14 protein-coding genes are annotated in these 14,890 nt (G+C 49.8%); 8 read left to right on the forward strand and 6 right to left on the reverse strand.

Annotated elements, in window-relative coordinates; genetic code table 11:
• The first annotated feature begins 21 nt into the window (after window positions 1-21).
• The 3 genes from Q394_RS22605 (at window position 22) to rpoS (ending at window position 2,069) form a co-directional block, all read left to right on the forward strand.
• On the forward strand, window positions 22-255 hold the full coding sequence (locus Q394_RS22605; RefSeq protein WP_028489054.1) for a hypothetical protein: 234 nt from the start codon (window positions 22-24) through the stop codon (window positions 253-255).
• Window positions 236-718 carry a DUF3106 domain-containing protein gene (locus Q394_RS0109335; RefSeq protein WP_028489055.1) on the forward strand — a complete coding sequence of 161 codons (483 nt, stop codon included), beginning with the start codon at window positions 236-238 and terminating at the stop codon, window positions 716-718. The genes Q394_RS22605 and Q394_RS0109335 overlap by 20 nt, the downstream gene beginning before the upstream one ends.
• A gap of 268 nt (window positions 719-986) precedes the next feature.
• Window positions 987-2,069, forward strand: coding sequence for an RNA polymerase sigma factor RpoS (gene rpoS, locus Q394_RS0109340; protein WP_245606763.1), 1,083 nt, complete (start codon window positions 987-989; stop codon window positions 2,067-2,069).
• Here the strand turns inward: rpoS and Q394_RS0109345 are convergent.
• Window positions 2,066-2,437, reverse strand: coding sequence for an Mth938-like domain-containing protein (locus tag Q394_RS0109345; RefSeq protein ID WP_028489057.1), 372 nt, complete (start codon window positions 2,435-2,437; stop codon window positions 2,066-2,068). The genes rpoS and Q394_RS0109345 overlap by 4 nt on opposite strands.
• Window positions 2,438-2,524: 87 nt before the next feature.
• On the opposite strand from Q394_RS0109345, the gene alaC reads away from it, so the two are divergent.
• The 4 genes from alaC to Q394_RS0109365 are packed head-to-tail and all read left to right on the forward strand — an operon-like array spanning window position 2,525 to window position 7,221.
• Window positions 2,525-3,718: an alanine transaminase gene (gene alaC, locus Q394_RS0109350; RefSeq protein WP_028489058.1), complete on the forward strand. Its 1,194-nt coding sequence runs from the start codon at window positions 2,525-2,527 to the stop codon at window positions 3,716-3,718.
• A 2-nt stretch (window positions 3,719-3,720) separates the two neighbouring features.
• Entirely contained in the window at window positions 3,721-5,031 is a 1,311-nt protein-coding gene (locus tag Q394_RS0109355; RefSeq protein ID WP_028489059.1) for a homoserine dehydrogenase, read from the forward strand.
• A 4-nt stretch (window positions 5,032-5,035) separates the two neighbouring features.
• Window positions 5,036-6,481, forward strand: coding sequence for a threonine synthase (gene thrC / locus Q394_RS0109360; protein WP_028489060.1), 1,446 nt, complete (start codon window positions 5,036-5,038; stop codon window positions 6,479-6,481).
• Between the two features lie 47 nt (window positions 6,482-6,528).
• Window positions 6,529-7,221, forward strand: coding sequence for a metal-dependent hydrolase (locus Q394_RS0109365; protein ID WP_028489061.1), 693 nt, complete (start codon window positions 6,529-6,531; stop codon window positions 7,219-7,221).
• Here Q394_RS0109365 and Q394_RS19730 read toward each other — a convergent pair.
• Genes Q394_RS19730 through Q394_RS0109380 form a run of 3 tightly spaced genes read right to left on the reverse strand, consistent with a single transcriptional unit; the run spans window position 7,196 to window position 10,184 of the window.
• Entirely contained in the window at window positions 7,196-8,035 is an 840-nt protein-coding gene (locus tag Q394_RS19730) for a polysaccharide deacetylase family protein (protein WP_051543217.1), read from the reverse strand. The genes Q394_RS0109365 and Q394_RS19730 overlap by 26 nt on opposite strands.
• Window positions 8,032-9,180 carry a glycosyltransferase family 4 protein gene (locus Q394_RS0109375; RefSeq protein ID WP_028489062.1) on the reverse strand — a complete coding sequence of 383 codons (1,149 nt, stop codon included), beginning with the start codon at window positions 9,178-9,180 and terminating at the stop codon, window positions 8,032-8,034. The genes Q394_RS19730 and Q394_RS0109375 overlap by 4 nt, the downstream gene beginning before the upstream one ends.
• 17 nt (window positions 9,181-9,197) lie before the next feature.
• Window positions 9,198-10,184, reverse strand: coding sequence for a GNAT family N-acetyltransferase (locus tag Q394_RS0109380; RefSeq protein WP_084260412.1), 987 nt, complete (start codon window positions 10,182-10,184; stop codon window positions 9,198-9,200).
• A gap of 255 nt (window positions 10,185-10,439) precedes the next feature.
• Between Q394_RS0109380 and Q394_RS0109385 the strand changes: the two genes are divergently transcribed.
• Window positions 10,440-12,749 (forward strand): GumC family protein, encoded by a 2,310-nt coding sequence (locus Q394_RS0109385; protein WP_028489064.1) that lies wholly within the window; start codon window positions 10,440-10,442, stop codon window positions 12,747-12,749.
• Here Q394_RS0109385 and Q394_RS0109390 read toward each other — a convergent pair.
• Window positions 12,746-13,306, reverse strand: a complete 561-nt coding sequence (locus Q394_RS0109390) for a YqiA/YcfP family alpha/beta fold hydrolase (RefSeq protein WP_028489065.1) — start codon at window positions 13,304-13,306, stop codon at window positions 12,746-12,748. The two genes, Q394_RS0109385 and Q394_RS0109390, sit on opposite strands and share 4 nt — an antisense overlap.
• A gap of 78 nt (window positions 13,307-13,384) precedes the next feature.
• A complete protein-coding gene (locus Q394_RS0109395) occupies window positions 13,385-14,875 on the reverse strand; it encodes a glutamate synthase subunit beta (protein WP_028489066.1) in 1,491 nt (496 codons plus the stop codon).
• Between the last annotated feature and the right edge of the window lie 15 nt (window positions 14,876-14,890).

Raw genomic sequence — 14,890 nt, forward strand, 5'->3', positions numbered from 1 at the left:
TTAATTATCAAGGAGATGGTGATGAAAGGGAAAGGAATCCTGTTGAATATTGTATTTTGGATGTCGTTAAGTGGGGTAGCGCCTGTGACGGCTGCCGACACGGCTGATGATATTGCAACCATGCTCACATGGTGGGATGAGGTCGGCAGCGACTGGGAAAAAGCTGAAGCCTTCATTGAATTTGCCGGTACGGAGAAGGAGTACCAGTTGGCAAATAACACAGTTGAGAGCGGTGATGAACAACAGCAGCAATAACAGTCATTTTATCGGTTTTCTGGTGGTGTTATTGGTAGCCCTGACGCTACTGTTGGCGAGTGGGAATGTAATGGCAGGATCGGTCAAGTGGGAAGCGTTGAGCAATACTGAGCAGTCTGTATTGAAGGCTTTTCAAGGTGAATGGGAGTCTTTGCCAGAGAAAACCCAAGGAAGTTTACGGCGTTGGGCGGCAAAACCTGCCGCAGAACGGGTGAGGATCAAGCAACGTTTCAATGATTGGAGCAAACTTTCTGAGCCACAACAAAAAAATCTTACCAAGCAATTGAAACGTTATCGTGCAATGTCGGTCGAACAGAAAGTGCGCATTAAGCAATGGCATGGGTGGGTTAAGAAATTACCAGAAACGGAGCGTAAAAAATTACGTGAAGAATGGAAAAACATGAGTGATGTTGAGCGTAAAGCCTATATGAAAGTGTTACAAGAAAAATACGGTGGGCGTTAGGTATTCTGAAAAATAAATCAATGATGGTTAATTGTTTTGTATTTTTATCAAGACATTCAGGATTCGTTAAGGTTAAGTTTTATTCACTGCGTTTTATTTTTGCATTATTTTCATGGGAAACAAGATCTTGAGCTGCTTGTTAAGTTTACGTTAAGGTCTTTTAGTTGATGTAGATTTGTGCTAATGTGTGACCATAATAATTTTTCGAGTGTTTATCCCGATGGGGTGGAAATACTTATACTGTTTGCGGTATAAGGATTTTTTGTTTATGCAGAAAGTATTTGAAGGTGTGAACACCTTTATAAAAGGAGCCTCTGGAATGCCAAGATCACAGACCCATACATCTGGCCAGAAAGTTATGCCTTCCATGTCAGCTGATGCCTTGGATGTTGATATATTAGATGCTGCTGAGCTGGAAGATGATCTTGATGAAGGTAGTCTCAGCGATGATTTATCTGATGCTGATGAAGCGTCAAACTCTCCTGAAATTGCTACGGTAGTGGTTTCTTCTGGTGAAGTTGATGCTACTCAAATGTATTTGCGGGAAATTGAATTTTCGTCCTTATTAACACCAGAAGAAGAAGTTCTATATGGTCGTCTTGCGCGTAAAGGTGATGAGTTCGGTCGTAAGAAAATGATTACCTGTAATTTACGTCTGGTGGTGAAAATTGCCCGTCGCTATATGAATAGGGGATTACCTTTGCCTGACTTGATTGAAGAGGGTAATTTAGGTTTGATCCATGCGGTAGAAAAGTTTGACCCAGAACGTGGTTTTCGTTTCTCCACTTATGCGACGTGGTGGATTCGTCAAAATATTGAACGTGCCTTGATGAATCAAACACGTACTATTCGTCTTCCCATACACGTCAACAAAGAGCTGAATGCGTACATGCGCAAGATGCGGGAGATGACTCAGAAGTTGGGTTATGAGCCTTCGTTGCCAGAAGTAGCGGAAGCGCTTGATAAGCCAGTTGAAGTGTTACGCAAGCTGCTGGATTTCAATGAACGCATTACCTCACTGGATGTGACTGTGGGAAAAGATAGCGATAGCCCGCTAGTGGATTTTGTGAGTGCAGAAACCAGTGATGAGCCCGATAGTAAGTTGGAAGAAGAAGATATTACCCAATCAGTCGACAACTGGTTAGGTCAATTGGAGTTTAAGCAAAAAGAAGTGATTATTCGCCGTTTCGGATTGCATGGCCATGAACGCGCCACCTTAGAACAGGTAGGCGAGGCACTCGGCCTGACTCGTGAACGTGTACGTCAGATTCAAATGGATGCACTTAAACGTTTGCGTCGTATCCTTGAGAACAAGGGCTTATCTTGTGAGAATTTGCTAGGCATTCACTAATCCAGAAAAAATGCCGCCGCTACGCGCCTTGCCTCAGACAACAATACATTATAAGTTCGGCAGGCCGCAGCGGTGGTCATTACTTCAAAACCAACACCGTGTTGCACCAACGCCTTCCATATTTCTGGTGTGGGGAAATGCTGATTTCCCCCCGTGCCAATCAAAATAACCTCTGCCTCAATGTCGAATAAGGCTTGCAAATGTTCGGGTTGTAATGCCTGGATGGACTGGGGTTGCCAGTCGCTAATCAGGGCTTGCGGCCCAATCAGGAAGCTGTTGGTCAGCTTGTCCTGATTGACACGAACCCAGTCTTTGTCATAACCAGTGATGCGGTAACTGGCTCCGCCCATGTCTTCACTAAACTTCATTTCCGCTCCCATAGCCTTTTCTGTAATTGACAGTCTGCATGGTGAATTGTAATGTGGCTGGCATTAGCAATCAGGACATTCAGAACCGTGCAGGACGATTTTCAAAGAATAAACCGGCTTCCAACCTACGTGTTCAAAATCACGGACGCTCTCAAGCGGGAAGCACGTGCCAAGGGCGAAGATATTATCGACTTTGGGATGGGCAACCCTGACCAGCCGACCCCTAAACACATTGTAGACAAATTGGTAGAAGCGGCGCAACGCGGTGACACGCATCGTTATTCGATGTCGCGTGGCATTCCGCGTTTACGCAAGGCTATCAGCAATTGGTACAAACGCAAATTTGACGTGGACATTGACCCGGAAACCGAAGCCATTGTCACCATCGGCTCGAAAGAGGGACTGGCGCATTTGGCGCTGGCGACCTTGAGCCGAGGCGATACCGTGCTGGTTCCCAACCCGGCGTACCCAATCCATCCCTATGGCAGCATTATTGCAGACGCGGATATTCGCCATGTGCCCTTGGTGGAAGGCAAAGATTTCTTTGAGGAGCTGGAGGCAGCAATCAAGAATTCTTGGCCAAAACCCAAGATGCTGATCATCAATTTCCCCGCCAACCCGACCGGGCAGTGCGTGGATTTGGAGTTCTTCGAGCGCGTGATCAAGGTTGCCAAAGAGCATGATGTCTGGGTTATCCACGACATTGCTTACGGTGAAATCTGTTTCGATGGCTATGAAGCGCCGTCGATTCTGCAAGTGCCGGGTGCGAAAGACATTGCTGTGGAATTCTATTCCCTGTCCAAAACCTACAATATGCCCGGTTGGCGCGTAGGTTTCATGTGCGGCAACCCGGTATTGGTGAAAGCGCTGGAGCGTATCAAATCGTATCTCGACTACGGTATGTTTGCGCCGATCCAGATTGCTGCGATTGCTGCGCTGGAAGGGCCACAAGATTGCGTCAAGGAAATCAGCGCGATGTATGAAAGCCGCCGCAATGTGTTATGCGATGGTTTGAATGCAGCCGGTTGGGCCGTTGAACGCCCCAAGGCCAGCATGTTCGTCTGGGCTAAAATCCCTGAACACTATGCGGCGATGGGTTCGCTGGAATTCGCTAAAAAATTGTTAAAAGAGGCACAAGTTGCCGTATCGCCGGGGATTGGTTTCGGTGAATACGGTGACGACCATGTGCGTTTCAGCCTGATCGAAAACGAACACCGTACCCGTCAGGCTATTCGCAATATCAAACAAATGTTTCGTAAAGATCAAGGTTTAAAGGAGTGAGCATGGATCCCGTCAAGGTTGGCCTGCTGGGGCTGGGGACTGTCGGTGGCGGTACTGCCATTGTATTGAAGCGTAACGCGGAAGAAATCGCCCGCCGTGCCGGTCGCGGCATTGTGATTGATTATGCCGCCAACCTTGACCTCAGCCGTGCTGAAGAGCTGGGTTTGGGCAGTGTGCGCCTGACGCAAGACGCCTTCGAGGTGGTTAACGACCCGGATATTCAGATCGTAGTTGAACTGATTGGCGGCTATACCGTGGCACGCGACTTGGTGTTGCAGGCTATCCGTAACGGCAAGCACGTCGTCACGGCTAATAAGGCACTGATTGCGCTGCACGGCAATGAGATTTTCGCGGCGGCGCAAGAGCAGGGCGTTGTGGTGGCGTTTGAAGCTGCCGTTGCGGGTGGTATTCCGGTGATCAAGGCCGTGCGTGAAGGCTTGGCTGCCAACCGTATTGAATGGCTGGCGGGTATCATCAACGGCACGGGTAACTTCATCCTGACTGAAATGCGCGACAAAGGCCGGGCGTTTGCCGATGTATTGGCTGAAGCACAAGCGCTGGGCTATGCCGAAGCTGACCCGACTTTCGACGTGGAAGGCATTGATGCAGGCCATAAACTGACCATTTTGTCTTCCATCGCGTTTGGTATTCCGCTGCAATTCAAGCAAACCTATACCGAAGGCATCACCAAAATCACTGCTGAAGACGTGACCTATGCCACTGAGCTGGGTTATCGCATCAAGCATTTGGGGATTGCACGGCGTACACCTAAAGGCATCGAACAGCGCGTACACCCGACCCTGATTCCACACCGCCGTCTGATTGCGAATGTGGACGGGGTAATGAATGCGGTATTGGTGCAAGGTGATGCAGTCGGTCCAACGCTGTATTACGGCGCAGGTGCAGGCGCTGAACCCACCGCTTCCGCCGTGATTGCCGATCTGGTCGACGTGACCCGTGCGCTGACGGCTGACCCGGAAAACCGTGTGCCGCATCTGGCCTTCCAGTCTGGTCAGCTTGCCGATACGGTTATCCTGCCGATTGAAGAAGTGGAAACGGCGTTCTACCTGCGTATGTGTGCGCTGGATCGCCCCGGTGTGTTGGCGGATGTGACCCGAATTCTGGGTGATCGCCACATCAGTATCGAAGCCTTCATCCAGAAAGAACCAAGCAGCGGCGTGGACAAGGTGGACATCATCATGCTGACCCAGCGGGTACGCGAAGGCAATATGAACGAAGCGATTGCGGCGATTGAAGCGCTGGAGGCTATCTGTAGCAGCGTTACCCGTATCCGCGTAGAGACTTTGGGCTGAGACTATGAAATACCTGTCAACTCGCGGGCAATCGCCTGCGCAATCTTTCAGTGAAATCCTGCTAGGCGGCCTCGCGCCGGATGGCGGGCTGTATTTGCCGGAAACGTACCCGCATTTCAGTGCTGATGATTTGAACCGAATGCGCGGCATGAATTACCGCGAACTGGCATTTGAAGTGTTGTCGCGCTTTGCGACCGACATTCCGGCAGATGACCTGAAAGCCATTATCGACAAAACCTACACGGCAGACGTTTACTGCAATGTGCGTGAAGGTGAAAACGCGGAAGACATTACCCCGCTGCATACGCTGGAACCGAATCTACACCTGCTGTGCCTGTCGAATGGCCCGACCATTGCCTTCAAGGACATGGCCATGCAGTTGCTTGGCAACCTGTTCGAGTACGTGCTGGATAAGGCGGGGCAGGATATCAATATTCTGGGGGCAACCTCAGGTGATACCGGCTCTTCGGCTGAGTATGCGATGCGTGGTAAGCACAACGTGAATGTGTTCATGTTGTCACCAAACGGCAAGATGAGCCGTTTCCAGACCGCGCAAATGTTCAGTCTGCAAGACGCGAATATTTTCAATATCGCCGTCAATGGTGTGTTTGATGATTGTCAGGACATCGTGAAAGCGGTTTCCAATGACCATGCGTTTAAGGCAGCCAATAAAATTGGGGCGGTCAATTCGATCAACTGGGGGCGGGTTGCTGCGCAAATTGTGTACTACTTCAAAGGCTACTTTGCGGCGACTGACGACAATAGCCAGCAAGTGAGTTTTGCAGTGCCTTCCGGTAATTTCGGTAATGTGTGTGCCGGGCATATTGCGCGGATGATGGGCTTGCCGATCAAGCATTTGCTGGTTGCCACCAATGAAAACGATGTGCTGGATGAGTTTTTCCGTACCGGGGTTTATCGCCCGCGTGGTTCGGCGAATACTTACCACACCAGCAGCCCGTCGATGGATATTTCCAAAGCCTCCAACTTTGAGCGTTTCGTGTTCGATCTGGTCGGGCGTGATGGTGACAAAGTGCGTGGCTTGTGGACGGAAGTCGACAAGGGCGGGGCATTTGATCTCGCTTCGACTACGCTCAGCGAGCAGTCTGCGTTTGCCAAAGTACCTGAGTTTGGTTTCCAGTCAGGGGCAAGCTCTCATGCCCATCGCATGGAGACTATCCGTCACACATGGGAAACCTATGGGGTGATGATCGACACGCATACTGCCGATGGTCTGAAAGTGGCGCTGGAACAGCGTGAGGCGGATGTGCCGATGTTGGTGCTGGAAACGGCTTTACCTGCCAAGTTCGAGGATTCTATCCGCGAAGCCTTGGGGTGTGACCCGGTGCGGCCTGCAAGTATGCAAGATCTGGAAAGCCTGCCACAGCGTTTTGTGGTGATGGATGCCGATGCGGAGGCTATCAAACGCTTCTTGGTCGAAAAAACCGCGTGAAATAACAAAAAAGGGCGTATTCAATACGCCCTGACATAATAAATACAATGGCAAATTTTAGTACTCATATTACAGTGGCAGCAGCAGGGGCTGGCTTGCTATCTGTTCTTTGCTTGCAGGTTGGCTTAGCCGACCCACAAGAGGCGTTGATGTTGGCGTTGCTTGGCACAATTGGGGGTATTTTACCGGATATTGACCTGCAACATGCTTACCCTAGCCGCATCATGTTTTCATTATTCGGCATTATCGCCGCTTTCATGGTGGTGTTTTCCAAGAAAAATGATTTGTCGATTGTGGAGTTATGGGGCGTTGGTTTGATAACGTTTGGCATGATTCGTTTCCCAATCTGGACGGTATTTCATCAATATACCCATCACCGTGGTTCTATCCATTCATTAGTGGCAGCCGTGTTGTTTATGTTGCTAACCACCGCGTTTGCTTACCATGTGATGGAGAAAATACCCTTTATGGCTTGGCTGTTTGGGTTGTTTGTGTTTTTGGGGTTTATACTGCATTTGCTGCTGGATGAGCTGTATAGCGTTGATTTCATGAATACTAGAATCAAGCGCTCTTTTGGAACAGCTTTCAAAATTCTTGATTGGAAAAAACGTGAAAAATCCACCCTATTGGTCGTCGCTACGATTCTTGCGTGGGCGATAGTGCCTGATTCCCGCGCTTTTTGGGATACGTTGTTGAGCGCTGATACCTACCGGATTATTGGCTCACGTTTCCTGCCTTAGCTTCTATTTGATTGGGATAGTAGTGTTCACGGAAGGAATGGAAAGAGTAGTCTTGTAATAGTTTGTCCAGCTTGGGTTTGATACTGCCACGGCGAGCAAATTGGTGAACCGCCATCTTGAGTGGAATGGTGACTTGTTGCGAAACCTCCCGGTATTCGTGGGTATCCAGCTCGTAAGGGTGCATGTAAAAGATGCTGGTGGTGTGATTCAGATCGCGAGCTAGCCAGCGTGAGAGCCAGTAAGGATAAATGCGGAAATAGCCCCCACCCATGACCGGCAGGTTTTTGCCAAATACCCGGCTGACGCTCATTGGATAACAATCCAGCCCACGTTCGGCGATGCGTTGCAAAATACTGTCATCGGTAAACCCATAGCAACTGCGCACGGTCGCCAGCATGATGGACGAGTCGTAAATAATCCCCCGTTCCCGCAGCGCGTCACAGTACCAGTCAAGAATATCATCCCGTACCGAGAACGTCGGGGCGCGGAAGCCGATGACTTTTTCCCCGCTGATGTCTTCCAGCAAGCCAACTGAACGTTGCATTTCGGCGCGAAATTGCGCTTCGGTCAGGTTGTAAATCATGCGGTGGCTATGGGAATGGCAGGCCAGTTCATGCCCAGCGCTGGCAATGGCTTTGATCAGGCGCGGGAATTTTTCGGCAACCATACCTTGGACAAAGAATGTGCCGGTGATGTTATGGCTGTCCAGAATATCCAGCAAACGGCTGGTGTTGCGCACCACCCGGCTGGAAACCTCCCGGTCGAAGTCATAAACTGATTGTTGCCAGTCTTCAATATCAGCCGTGAAAATCATGCGGTGGCCTCTCCAGTTTCAATAGGGGTGCTGTTGGTACAAGATAGATATAGATCACCCAGAATGTCGAGGATGCGTTCCTCTGAAAACTGCTGTTTAGCATGTTCGTGGGCGGCCTTGCCCATTTGCTGGCGTTGCTCCGGGTTTTTGATGAACCAGTGCATGTGTTCCGCGAGTGCTTGCGGGGAATCAATGGGTGTTTTGAAACCTGTTTTCTGATCGATAATCGCTTCGCGGCTGCCTTTGACATCGGTACAAATGACGGGTTTGCCGGATGCCATCGGTTCGATCAGGGCACGGGGGATGCCTTCGGCAAATGAGGTGAGTAACCCGACATCAATGCTTTGGTAAAACGCGGGCATGTCGTTGCTGTATTCGACGATTTCTACCACATCAGCCAGCCCTTTTTGTTGGATGGCTGCGATGACCTCGGCTTGCAAATAGCCCTGCCCAATCAGCTTAACTTTGAAATCGTGGGTTTTTTTCGTCAGTAATTCAACGGCATTCAGCAGTAAAGCATGGTTTTTAATGGGTTCAAAGCGTGCGACCATGCCAAACGTGGTGGGTGTTTGGCGAGGGGTAAAGTCGGGTACGAACCTGTTCAGGTTGACTCCGTTGCCCAGAAACACCATTTGCGATTCATTCAGTAACTGGTGTTCTCGCGCCAGTTCCATGTCTTCACGCAACTGGAACAGCGAATAGCGCACGGTTTTCTTCAGCACTTTTTCGATCAAGATATAGGCTTTGCGTGCCAATGAGCCGGTATTTTCTGCAATACTGTAGCCGTGGCTTTGGTAAATCCATACGGTTTTCGAGTCGAAAAATGCTAAGAAGCGTCCAACCAAGCCAGGTATGCCAAAGTGCAGGTGTACGGCATCGTAGCCACCGTGTTTAATGGCGCGGCGCAAATTCCAAGCAGAGCGTGCCAGTTGTAATGGGTTCAGGCTGCGGTGCATGGTTTCGACTACTACGTTCATGCCTTGTTCTTGCATGAGGGCGACTTCTGAGCCTGCGCTGCATAATACATCCACCCGCATTTTCCCAGCATGGCGCTGGTTAAGCGCGTGCGCACGGTGGAATACCAGTGCGTAGGCTGAGCTACTGACGGTGCAAACTTCCAGAATTTTTAAGCGATTATCTTTCATGGGGCTGTTTTCATTATTCAGTAAAATTTGTGGATTAGGGCGCGAGAAAGGCCATTCATCACCACTTCGGGGGTGTTACGTATTAACCAAGAGGCGGCGTCCTGCACGCTTGAGTGGCTGCGGGGTAATGCAGCAATATTCATTTGGTAGTAGTAAATTTTGTGACTGCGATTGGCGAGTTTTAGTTTGAATTGGTGTGGATTGCTGCCTTCTGAAGAGCGCCCTAGATTGTAGGTTTTACGCCCACTGGCACCACAATACTCGATCATTTGCCAGAGCATGGCGAGGAAAACATTGTGCTTTTTATAATCGGTATGGATGCCTGACCATGCGCCGTAGACTTCATCCTGACTAACAAAGCTCACCGACGATACCACGGGAATGCCATCCATATACCCAACAAAGATCTCCATGTGGGCTGGGCATTGCATCATCAGGTCAGTAAAGAACTGTTTAGGATGGAGTAGGCTACCAATATCATGCAGGCTCATGCGGTAAAGCTGGTAAAACTCGTCCAGCAAGGTTGCATTCAAGCCAATCGTGGAAGTGAAGCCTTGTTTCAAAGGGCGGCGGATATTTTTTCGAGTGTTAGTTGATAGTTTGTTCCAGATAGCATCTACAGAGGGTTGGATATCGACATTCAGCTCAACTTTGTCAGATTGATCGATTAGGCAGGGTATGTGCTGTGTGGTGCGTACTTCCAACGATTGTACGCGAGTTGTTGTTAACTCATGCGCCAGTTGTTCAATGACCTGAGCATAATCATGGTCGACAAGTTCGGGTATCAAGCCTGTTTTGTCAAAGCCAGCACCTAAAACCAGCGTTTGTTTGCCTAACCAATGGTTGCGACGAAAGGCGGGAATAGTGAGGGTTTGCATGTTCACATGCACAGCTTCCAGATGGAATTCACGTGCCAATATGGCTCTAAATGCTGGATTGGAGAATATATCGTCCGCAGCAGGTGTCTGCGTGACCGAATGCTCTGTTGTAATGATTATGCTCATGTTAACTGGGACTTTGTTTTTATGATGGCCTATTTGTATGACGTTGGGAAAAGACACGCTAGTATGGGCAGATTAACGGGGAAATTTATAAGTTAGGCGGCAATACTGATTTTGATCAGGGTAAAACAATGGCAAGAAATGCATCATAAAGCCGCTTATCTAGAAAACACCCGCGAATACAGGCTAAGCTTTGCGGTCTTGCGGTGGCTGTTGGAGAATGAGTGACATACTAACAATTATCTCTACGAGAGAAGCATGTTAACCGTTAATAATAAAAGTAGTGCCATTCATTCACATTCACCGACCAGTGCAACAGTTCCGTATCTCGCGGTGCCTGTGAACGGGGTGAGTACTCACGCCCTAACACTTGAAGATATCTGGAAACGCTTAATACGGCAGAAATGGACACTGCTGTTGACGGCACTTTCTATTCTACTTCTGACCGCCTATATCACTTGGACGACTCCACCCACTTACCGTGCAGCGGCAATCATTCAGATTGAAAAGGAAGGTGTTCAGGTTGTTAATTTTGGTACGCTTACTAGCGCTGCTCCTGATATGGGGGAGCAAGATCCTTTTTTCCGAACTCAATACGAGCAGTTAAAAAGCCGTAAATTGGCGACACAGGTTATTACGGATCTGGATTTAAAAAATCGTTTGTTCGAACGCCCTGAACCCTTTAGCTTATTAACATCGTTCAAGGTGATTATCAAGGGACTGTTCTCCTTCCTGCTACCCGTGAAATCAGAGCAGGCTGTTGAGCCAATAACCATCGATTATGTTTCTGCTTTTTCACAGAAACTGTATGTTGAGCCTATCGAAAAAACGCATTTGGTTAAAGTCTATTACGAAAGCCCTGATCCTGTGTTGTCTGCGGATATTGTGAATGCTTTGATTAACGCCTTTATCAAGGATAATATCAGTTCTCAAAGTGAAACAGATACTTACGCAAAAGAATTTCTCGAACAAGAGATGGAGAAAGCCCGGCAACGTTTGACCTTACAAGAAGCTAAGCTGATTGAATACGCCAAACAAAACGGCATTTTGGAGGTGAATAACAGTCAGTCCGGTCAGGAACGTAAATTGGATGAGTTGTACTCAGCCTTAGGTGAAGCCGAACGTGCTCGCATTCAAGCAGAAAGCCAGATGATTCAAGGGCGTAAGCGTGGTAATGCTCGTGAAGTTATCAATAATCCCGTGCTAGAAGGCATTAAGCAAAATCTGAGCGGATTAGAAGCTGAATATCGGGAAAAGCTCAAATCATTCAAGCCCGCCTTTCCTGAAATGGTGAGTTTGAGGGAGCATATTGACGAGTTACGTCGCCAGTTGAATAGTGAAACGGCACGTATTACGCAATCTTTACAAGCTGATGATAGTTCGGCTAAACGTGCCGACTATTTGTCCGCAAAAAAGCTGGAAGATGACTTGCGGGTGCAGGTAGAGGCTTATAAGGGTGAGTTGGTTGCGTTACGCGATAGCAGTATTGAATATAATGCGCTCAAGCGTGAAGTAGAAACTAGCCGTAACCTTTATGATGGTTTGTTACAGCGCATGAAGGAGGTGAGTGTCGCTTCGAATGTCACCAGTAGCAATATTCGCGTGGTGGATGCAGCTGCTCCTGACGATAATATTTTCCGTCCCAAAAAAGCACTTAATCTGATTCTTGGTGGTTTGGTAGGCTTGATGTTGGGCGTTGGTGCTGCATTGTTACGTGAAACCCTGAGCCAAAGCATTAGTTCGATGACGGAGTTACAGGCGCTGAGTGGTTTGCCTGTGTTGGGGACTATTCCGCATGTGCGCCACTTATCCGAGAGTAACTTGGCGTTGGCAACCGTGCGTGATGCTGGTTCGTTACTGGCTGAATCTTATCGAGTGATGACAGCCAACTTACGTTTTGTGTTACCCGGTGGGCTTGCGCCGCGTGTTACCTTGATTACCAGCGTTAATCCGGCGGAGGGGAAGTCTACTTCTGCAGTGAATATCGCCGTCAGTCAGTCACAACAAGGTTTGAAGGTATTGCTCATAGATGCTGATTTACGTCGCCCATCCGTGCATACCAAATTGGGTTTGCCCAATGCACGCGGCTTAAGTAACTTTCTTAGTGGTGAAGTCGATATTGCCAGTGTTACGCATCCTTCTCGCGAGGCCAAAGGCTTGTACTTGATTACAGCGGGCACTTTGCTTTCATCGGATCCGGTGCGGATGGTGTCTAGCCCTGCGATGGCGCAATTGCTTAACCTCGCGACCAAGCACTTTGATAGCATTATTATTGATGGGCCACCGACTGCTGGGTTCGCAGACGCTATTTACCTCTCTTCTATGGCAGAAGCCACAGTGATTGTGGCGGATGAAGATCGTATTAACCGCAAGCGTTTAGTGACCGCAATCGAGCAACTGCGCCGGGTAAGACAGAATGTAGTGGGTTTCCTAATGGTCAAGTCGCAGGAAGAAACCATCGATTACCGTTATCGTGACCGCTACCAGACATGTATGCCCAGTAAGTCTGATGCTAAGGCAAAGGGAAAGGGTAAGCGTAAAGGTTTGAATCTTTCGCCAGCGCTTTAAAAGCGATCGATCAGGTCGATTATATCTCTGAAGCGGGTAAAACCGTGGTTGCCACCCTGAAAGATCAGTTGGTGGGCATCACGGTAATAGCCGGTAGCGTCCCGCCAGTCCAATGTCTTGTCACCATTTTCCAGCATGAGCAGCATGTTTTGCGGGTGCTGGGGGGAAAGTTGATCCAGCGCGATTAATTCATCCAGATGATCCTGGGTGAAGGTATAGGTCTGGCTTTCATCATGCCAGTTTTTTTGCACAGTCCCCACCACTGGCCGTAACAACAGCCCCGGATGCACGGCGGGGTTGATCAGTGCTGCTTTCAGTTTGTATTGGGCAACCAGATGGGTCGCATAGAAACCACCGAGGGAACTACCAATCAATTTGGGTGGGGTTTCCGCACGTTCGATCAGTTCCGAGAGCAGGGCAATGGCTTGTGCCGGACGATCAGGCAGGTCGGGGGCAATCCATTCGTGTCCACGATGGCGTGCTTCCAGCCAGCGCTTGAGTTCTTGCGCTTTGCCAGCTTGTGAAGAGGAATTGAAGCCGTGGATATACAGAAACATAATATGGCTTTGTAGAATTAAGTGCTCTCTCCCGTTCCCTTCGATTTCGCTCAGGGAACGGGGGGAGTTTGAGGCGTATTACGGCAAGTAAGTCTTGCCCATCAAAAAGCGGTCACATTCACGGGCGGCTTCGCGGCCTTCGTTAATCGCCCAAACGATCAGGCTTTGACCACGACGCATATCCCCAGCGGCAAATACGCCCGGCAGGTTGGTGGTGTACTTGCCATAGTCGGCTTGCACATTGCCACGCGGGTCAGTTGCTAGCGTCAGCGCATCAATCAGGGTTTTTTCAGGCCCAGTAAAGCCCATGGCCAGCAACACCAGTTGGGCAGGCAACACTTCTTCCGTGCCTTCAACTTCGACCAAGTTCATGCGTCCGCCTGAACCTTGTTCCCAGCGTACCCCAACGGTATGGATGGCTGTCACATGACCATTCTCATCACCCACCAGTTTCTTGGTGGAAATGAGGTAATCACGCGGGTCACGCCCGAACACCGCCGCTGCTTCTTCCTGACCGTAGTCGATTTTGTGGACACGTGGCCATTCTGGCCAAGGGTTATCCGCCGCCCGCGCATCCGGCGCACGCGGCATGATTTCCAGTTGATTGACGGACTTGCAGCCGTGGCGCACGGAAGTGCCCACGCAGTCAGTGCCAGTATCGCCACCACCAATCACGATAACATCCAAGCCTTTAGCCGAAATGTAGTTGCCATTTTCCAGATTGGAGTCCAGCAGGCTCTTGGTATTGGCAGTGAGGAACTCCATCGCGTAATGCACGCCCTTGAGGTTACGCCCTTCAACCGGCAGGTCACGTGGCTGGGTTGCGCCTGCACACAGCACCACGGCATCAAAATCGTTGCGCAAGGTGTCAGCGGCAATGTCTTTGCCCACTTCCACGCCGGTCACGAAGTTCACGCCTTCGGCTGCCATCAGGTCGACGCGGCGTTGCACCACTTCTTGCTTGTCCAGCTTCATATTGGGGATGCCGTACATCAGCAAGCCACCGATACGGTCAGCGCGTTCGTACACAGTGACTTCGTGGCCTGCTTTGTTCAACTGGTCGGCACACGCCATGCCCGCAGGGCCGGAGCCGACCACGGCAACTTTTTTGCCGGTGCGTTCAGTGGGTGGCTCTGGCTTGACCCAGCCTTCTTCAAACGCCTTGTCAATAATGCTGACTTCGTTCAGCTTGATGGTGACAGGTGGTTCGCTGATGCCGAGGGTGCAAGAGCCTTCGCACGGCGCTGGACACACCCGCCCGGTGAATTCCGGGAAGTTGTTGGTCATGCGCAGGCGTTCGTAGGCTTCCTTCCACAAGCCCCGGAAGATCATGTCGTTCCATTCGGGGATCAGGTTGTGTACCGGGCAACCACTTGCGCCACCGGGTAAGATTTTCCCGGTTTGGCAGAAGGGGATGCCGCATTCCATGCAACGTGCGCCTTGTTCACGGCTTTCGACTTCGCGCTCGAAATGCAGGTGAAATTCACGCCAGTCCTTGATGCGTTCCATCGGGGCGCGGTCGGCTGGCAACTCGCGTTGGTATTCGAGGAATCCTGTAGGTTTTCCCATGACTTACTCGTTCTC

Source organism: Thiothrix lacustris DSM 21227 (assembly GCF_000621325.1).
GTDB lineage: Bacteria > Pseudomonadota > Gammaproteobacteria > Thiotrichales > Thiotrichaceae > Thiothrix > Thiothrix lacustris.

Coding starts and splice junctions, on each gene's coding strand:
- Q394_RS0109355 (WP_028489059.1), top strand. CDS start 3,721: ATGGATCCCGTCAAGGTTGGCCTGCTGGGGCTGGGGACTGTCGGTGGC.
- thrC (WP_028489060.1), top strand. CDS start 5,036: ATGAAATACCTGTCAACTCGCGGGCAATCGCCTGCGCAATCTTTCAGT.
- Q394_RS19730 (WP_051543217.1), bottom strand. CDS start 8,035: ATGATTTTCACGGCTGATATTGAAGACTGGCAACAATCAGTTTATGAC.
- Q394_RS0109335 (WP_028489055.1), top strand. CDS start 236: ATGAACAACAGCAGCAATAACAGTCATTTTATCGGTTTTCTGGTGGTG.
- Q394_RS0109375 (WP_028489062.1), bottom strand. CDS start 9,180: ATGAAAGATAATCGCTTAAAAATTCTGGAAGTTTGCACCGTCAGTAGC.
- Q394_RS0109385 (WP_028489064.1), top strand. CDS start 10,440: ATGTTAACCGTTAATAATAAAAGTAGTGCCATTCATTCACATTCACCG.
- Q394_RS0109395 (WP_028489066.1), bottom strand. CDS start 14,875: ATGGGAAAACCTACAGGATTCCTCGAATACCAACGCGAGTTGCCAGCC.
- Q394_RS0109345 (WP_028489057.1), bottom strand. CDS start 2,437: ATGAAGTTTAGTGAAGACATGGGCGGAGCCAGTTACCGCATCACTGGT.
- rpoS (WP_245606763.1), top strand. CDS start 987: ATGCAGAAAGTATTTGAAGGTGTGAACACCTTTATAAAAGGAGCCTCT.
- Q394_RS0109390 (WP_028489065.1), bottom strand. CDS start 13,306: ATGTTTCTGTATATCCACGGCTTCAATTCCTCTTCACAAGCTGGCAAA.
- Q394_RS0109365 (WP_028489061.1), top strand. CDS start 6,529: ATGGCAAATTTTAGTACTCATATTACAGTGGCAGCAGCAGGGGCTGGC.
- Q394_RS0109380 (WP_084260412.1), bottom strand. CDS start 10,184: ATGAGCATAATCATTACAACAGAGCATTCGGTCACGCAGACACCTGCT.
- Q394_RS22605 (WP_028489054.1), top strand. CDS start 22: ATGAAAGGGAAAGGAATCCTGTTGAATATTGTATTTTGGATGTCGTTA.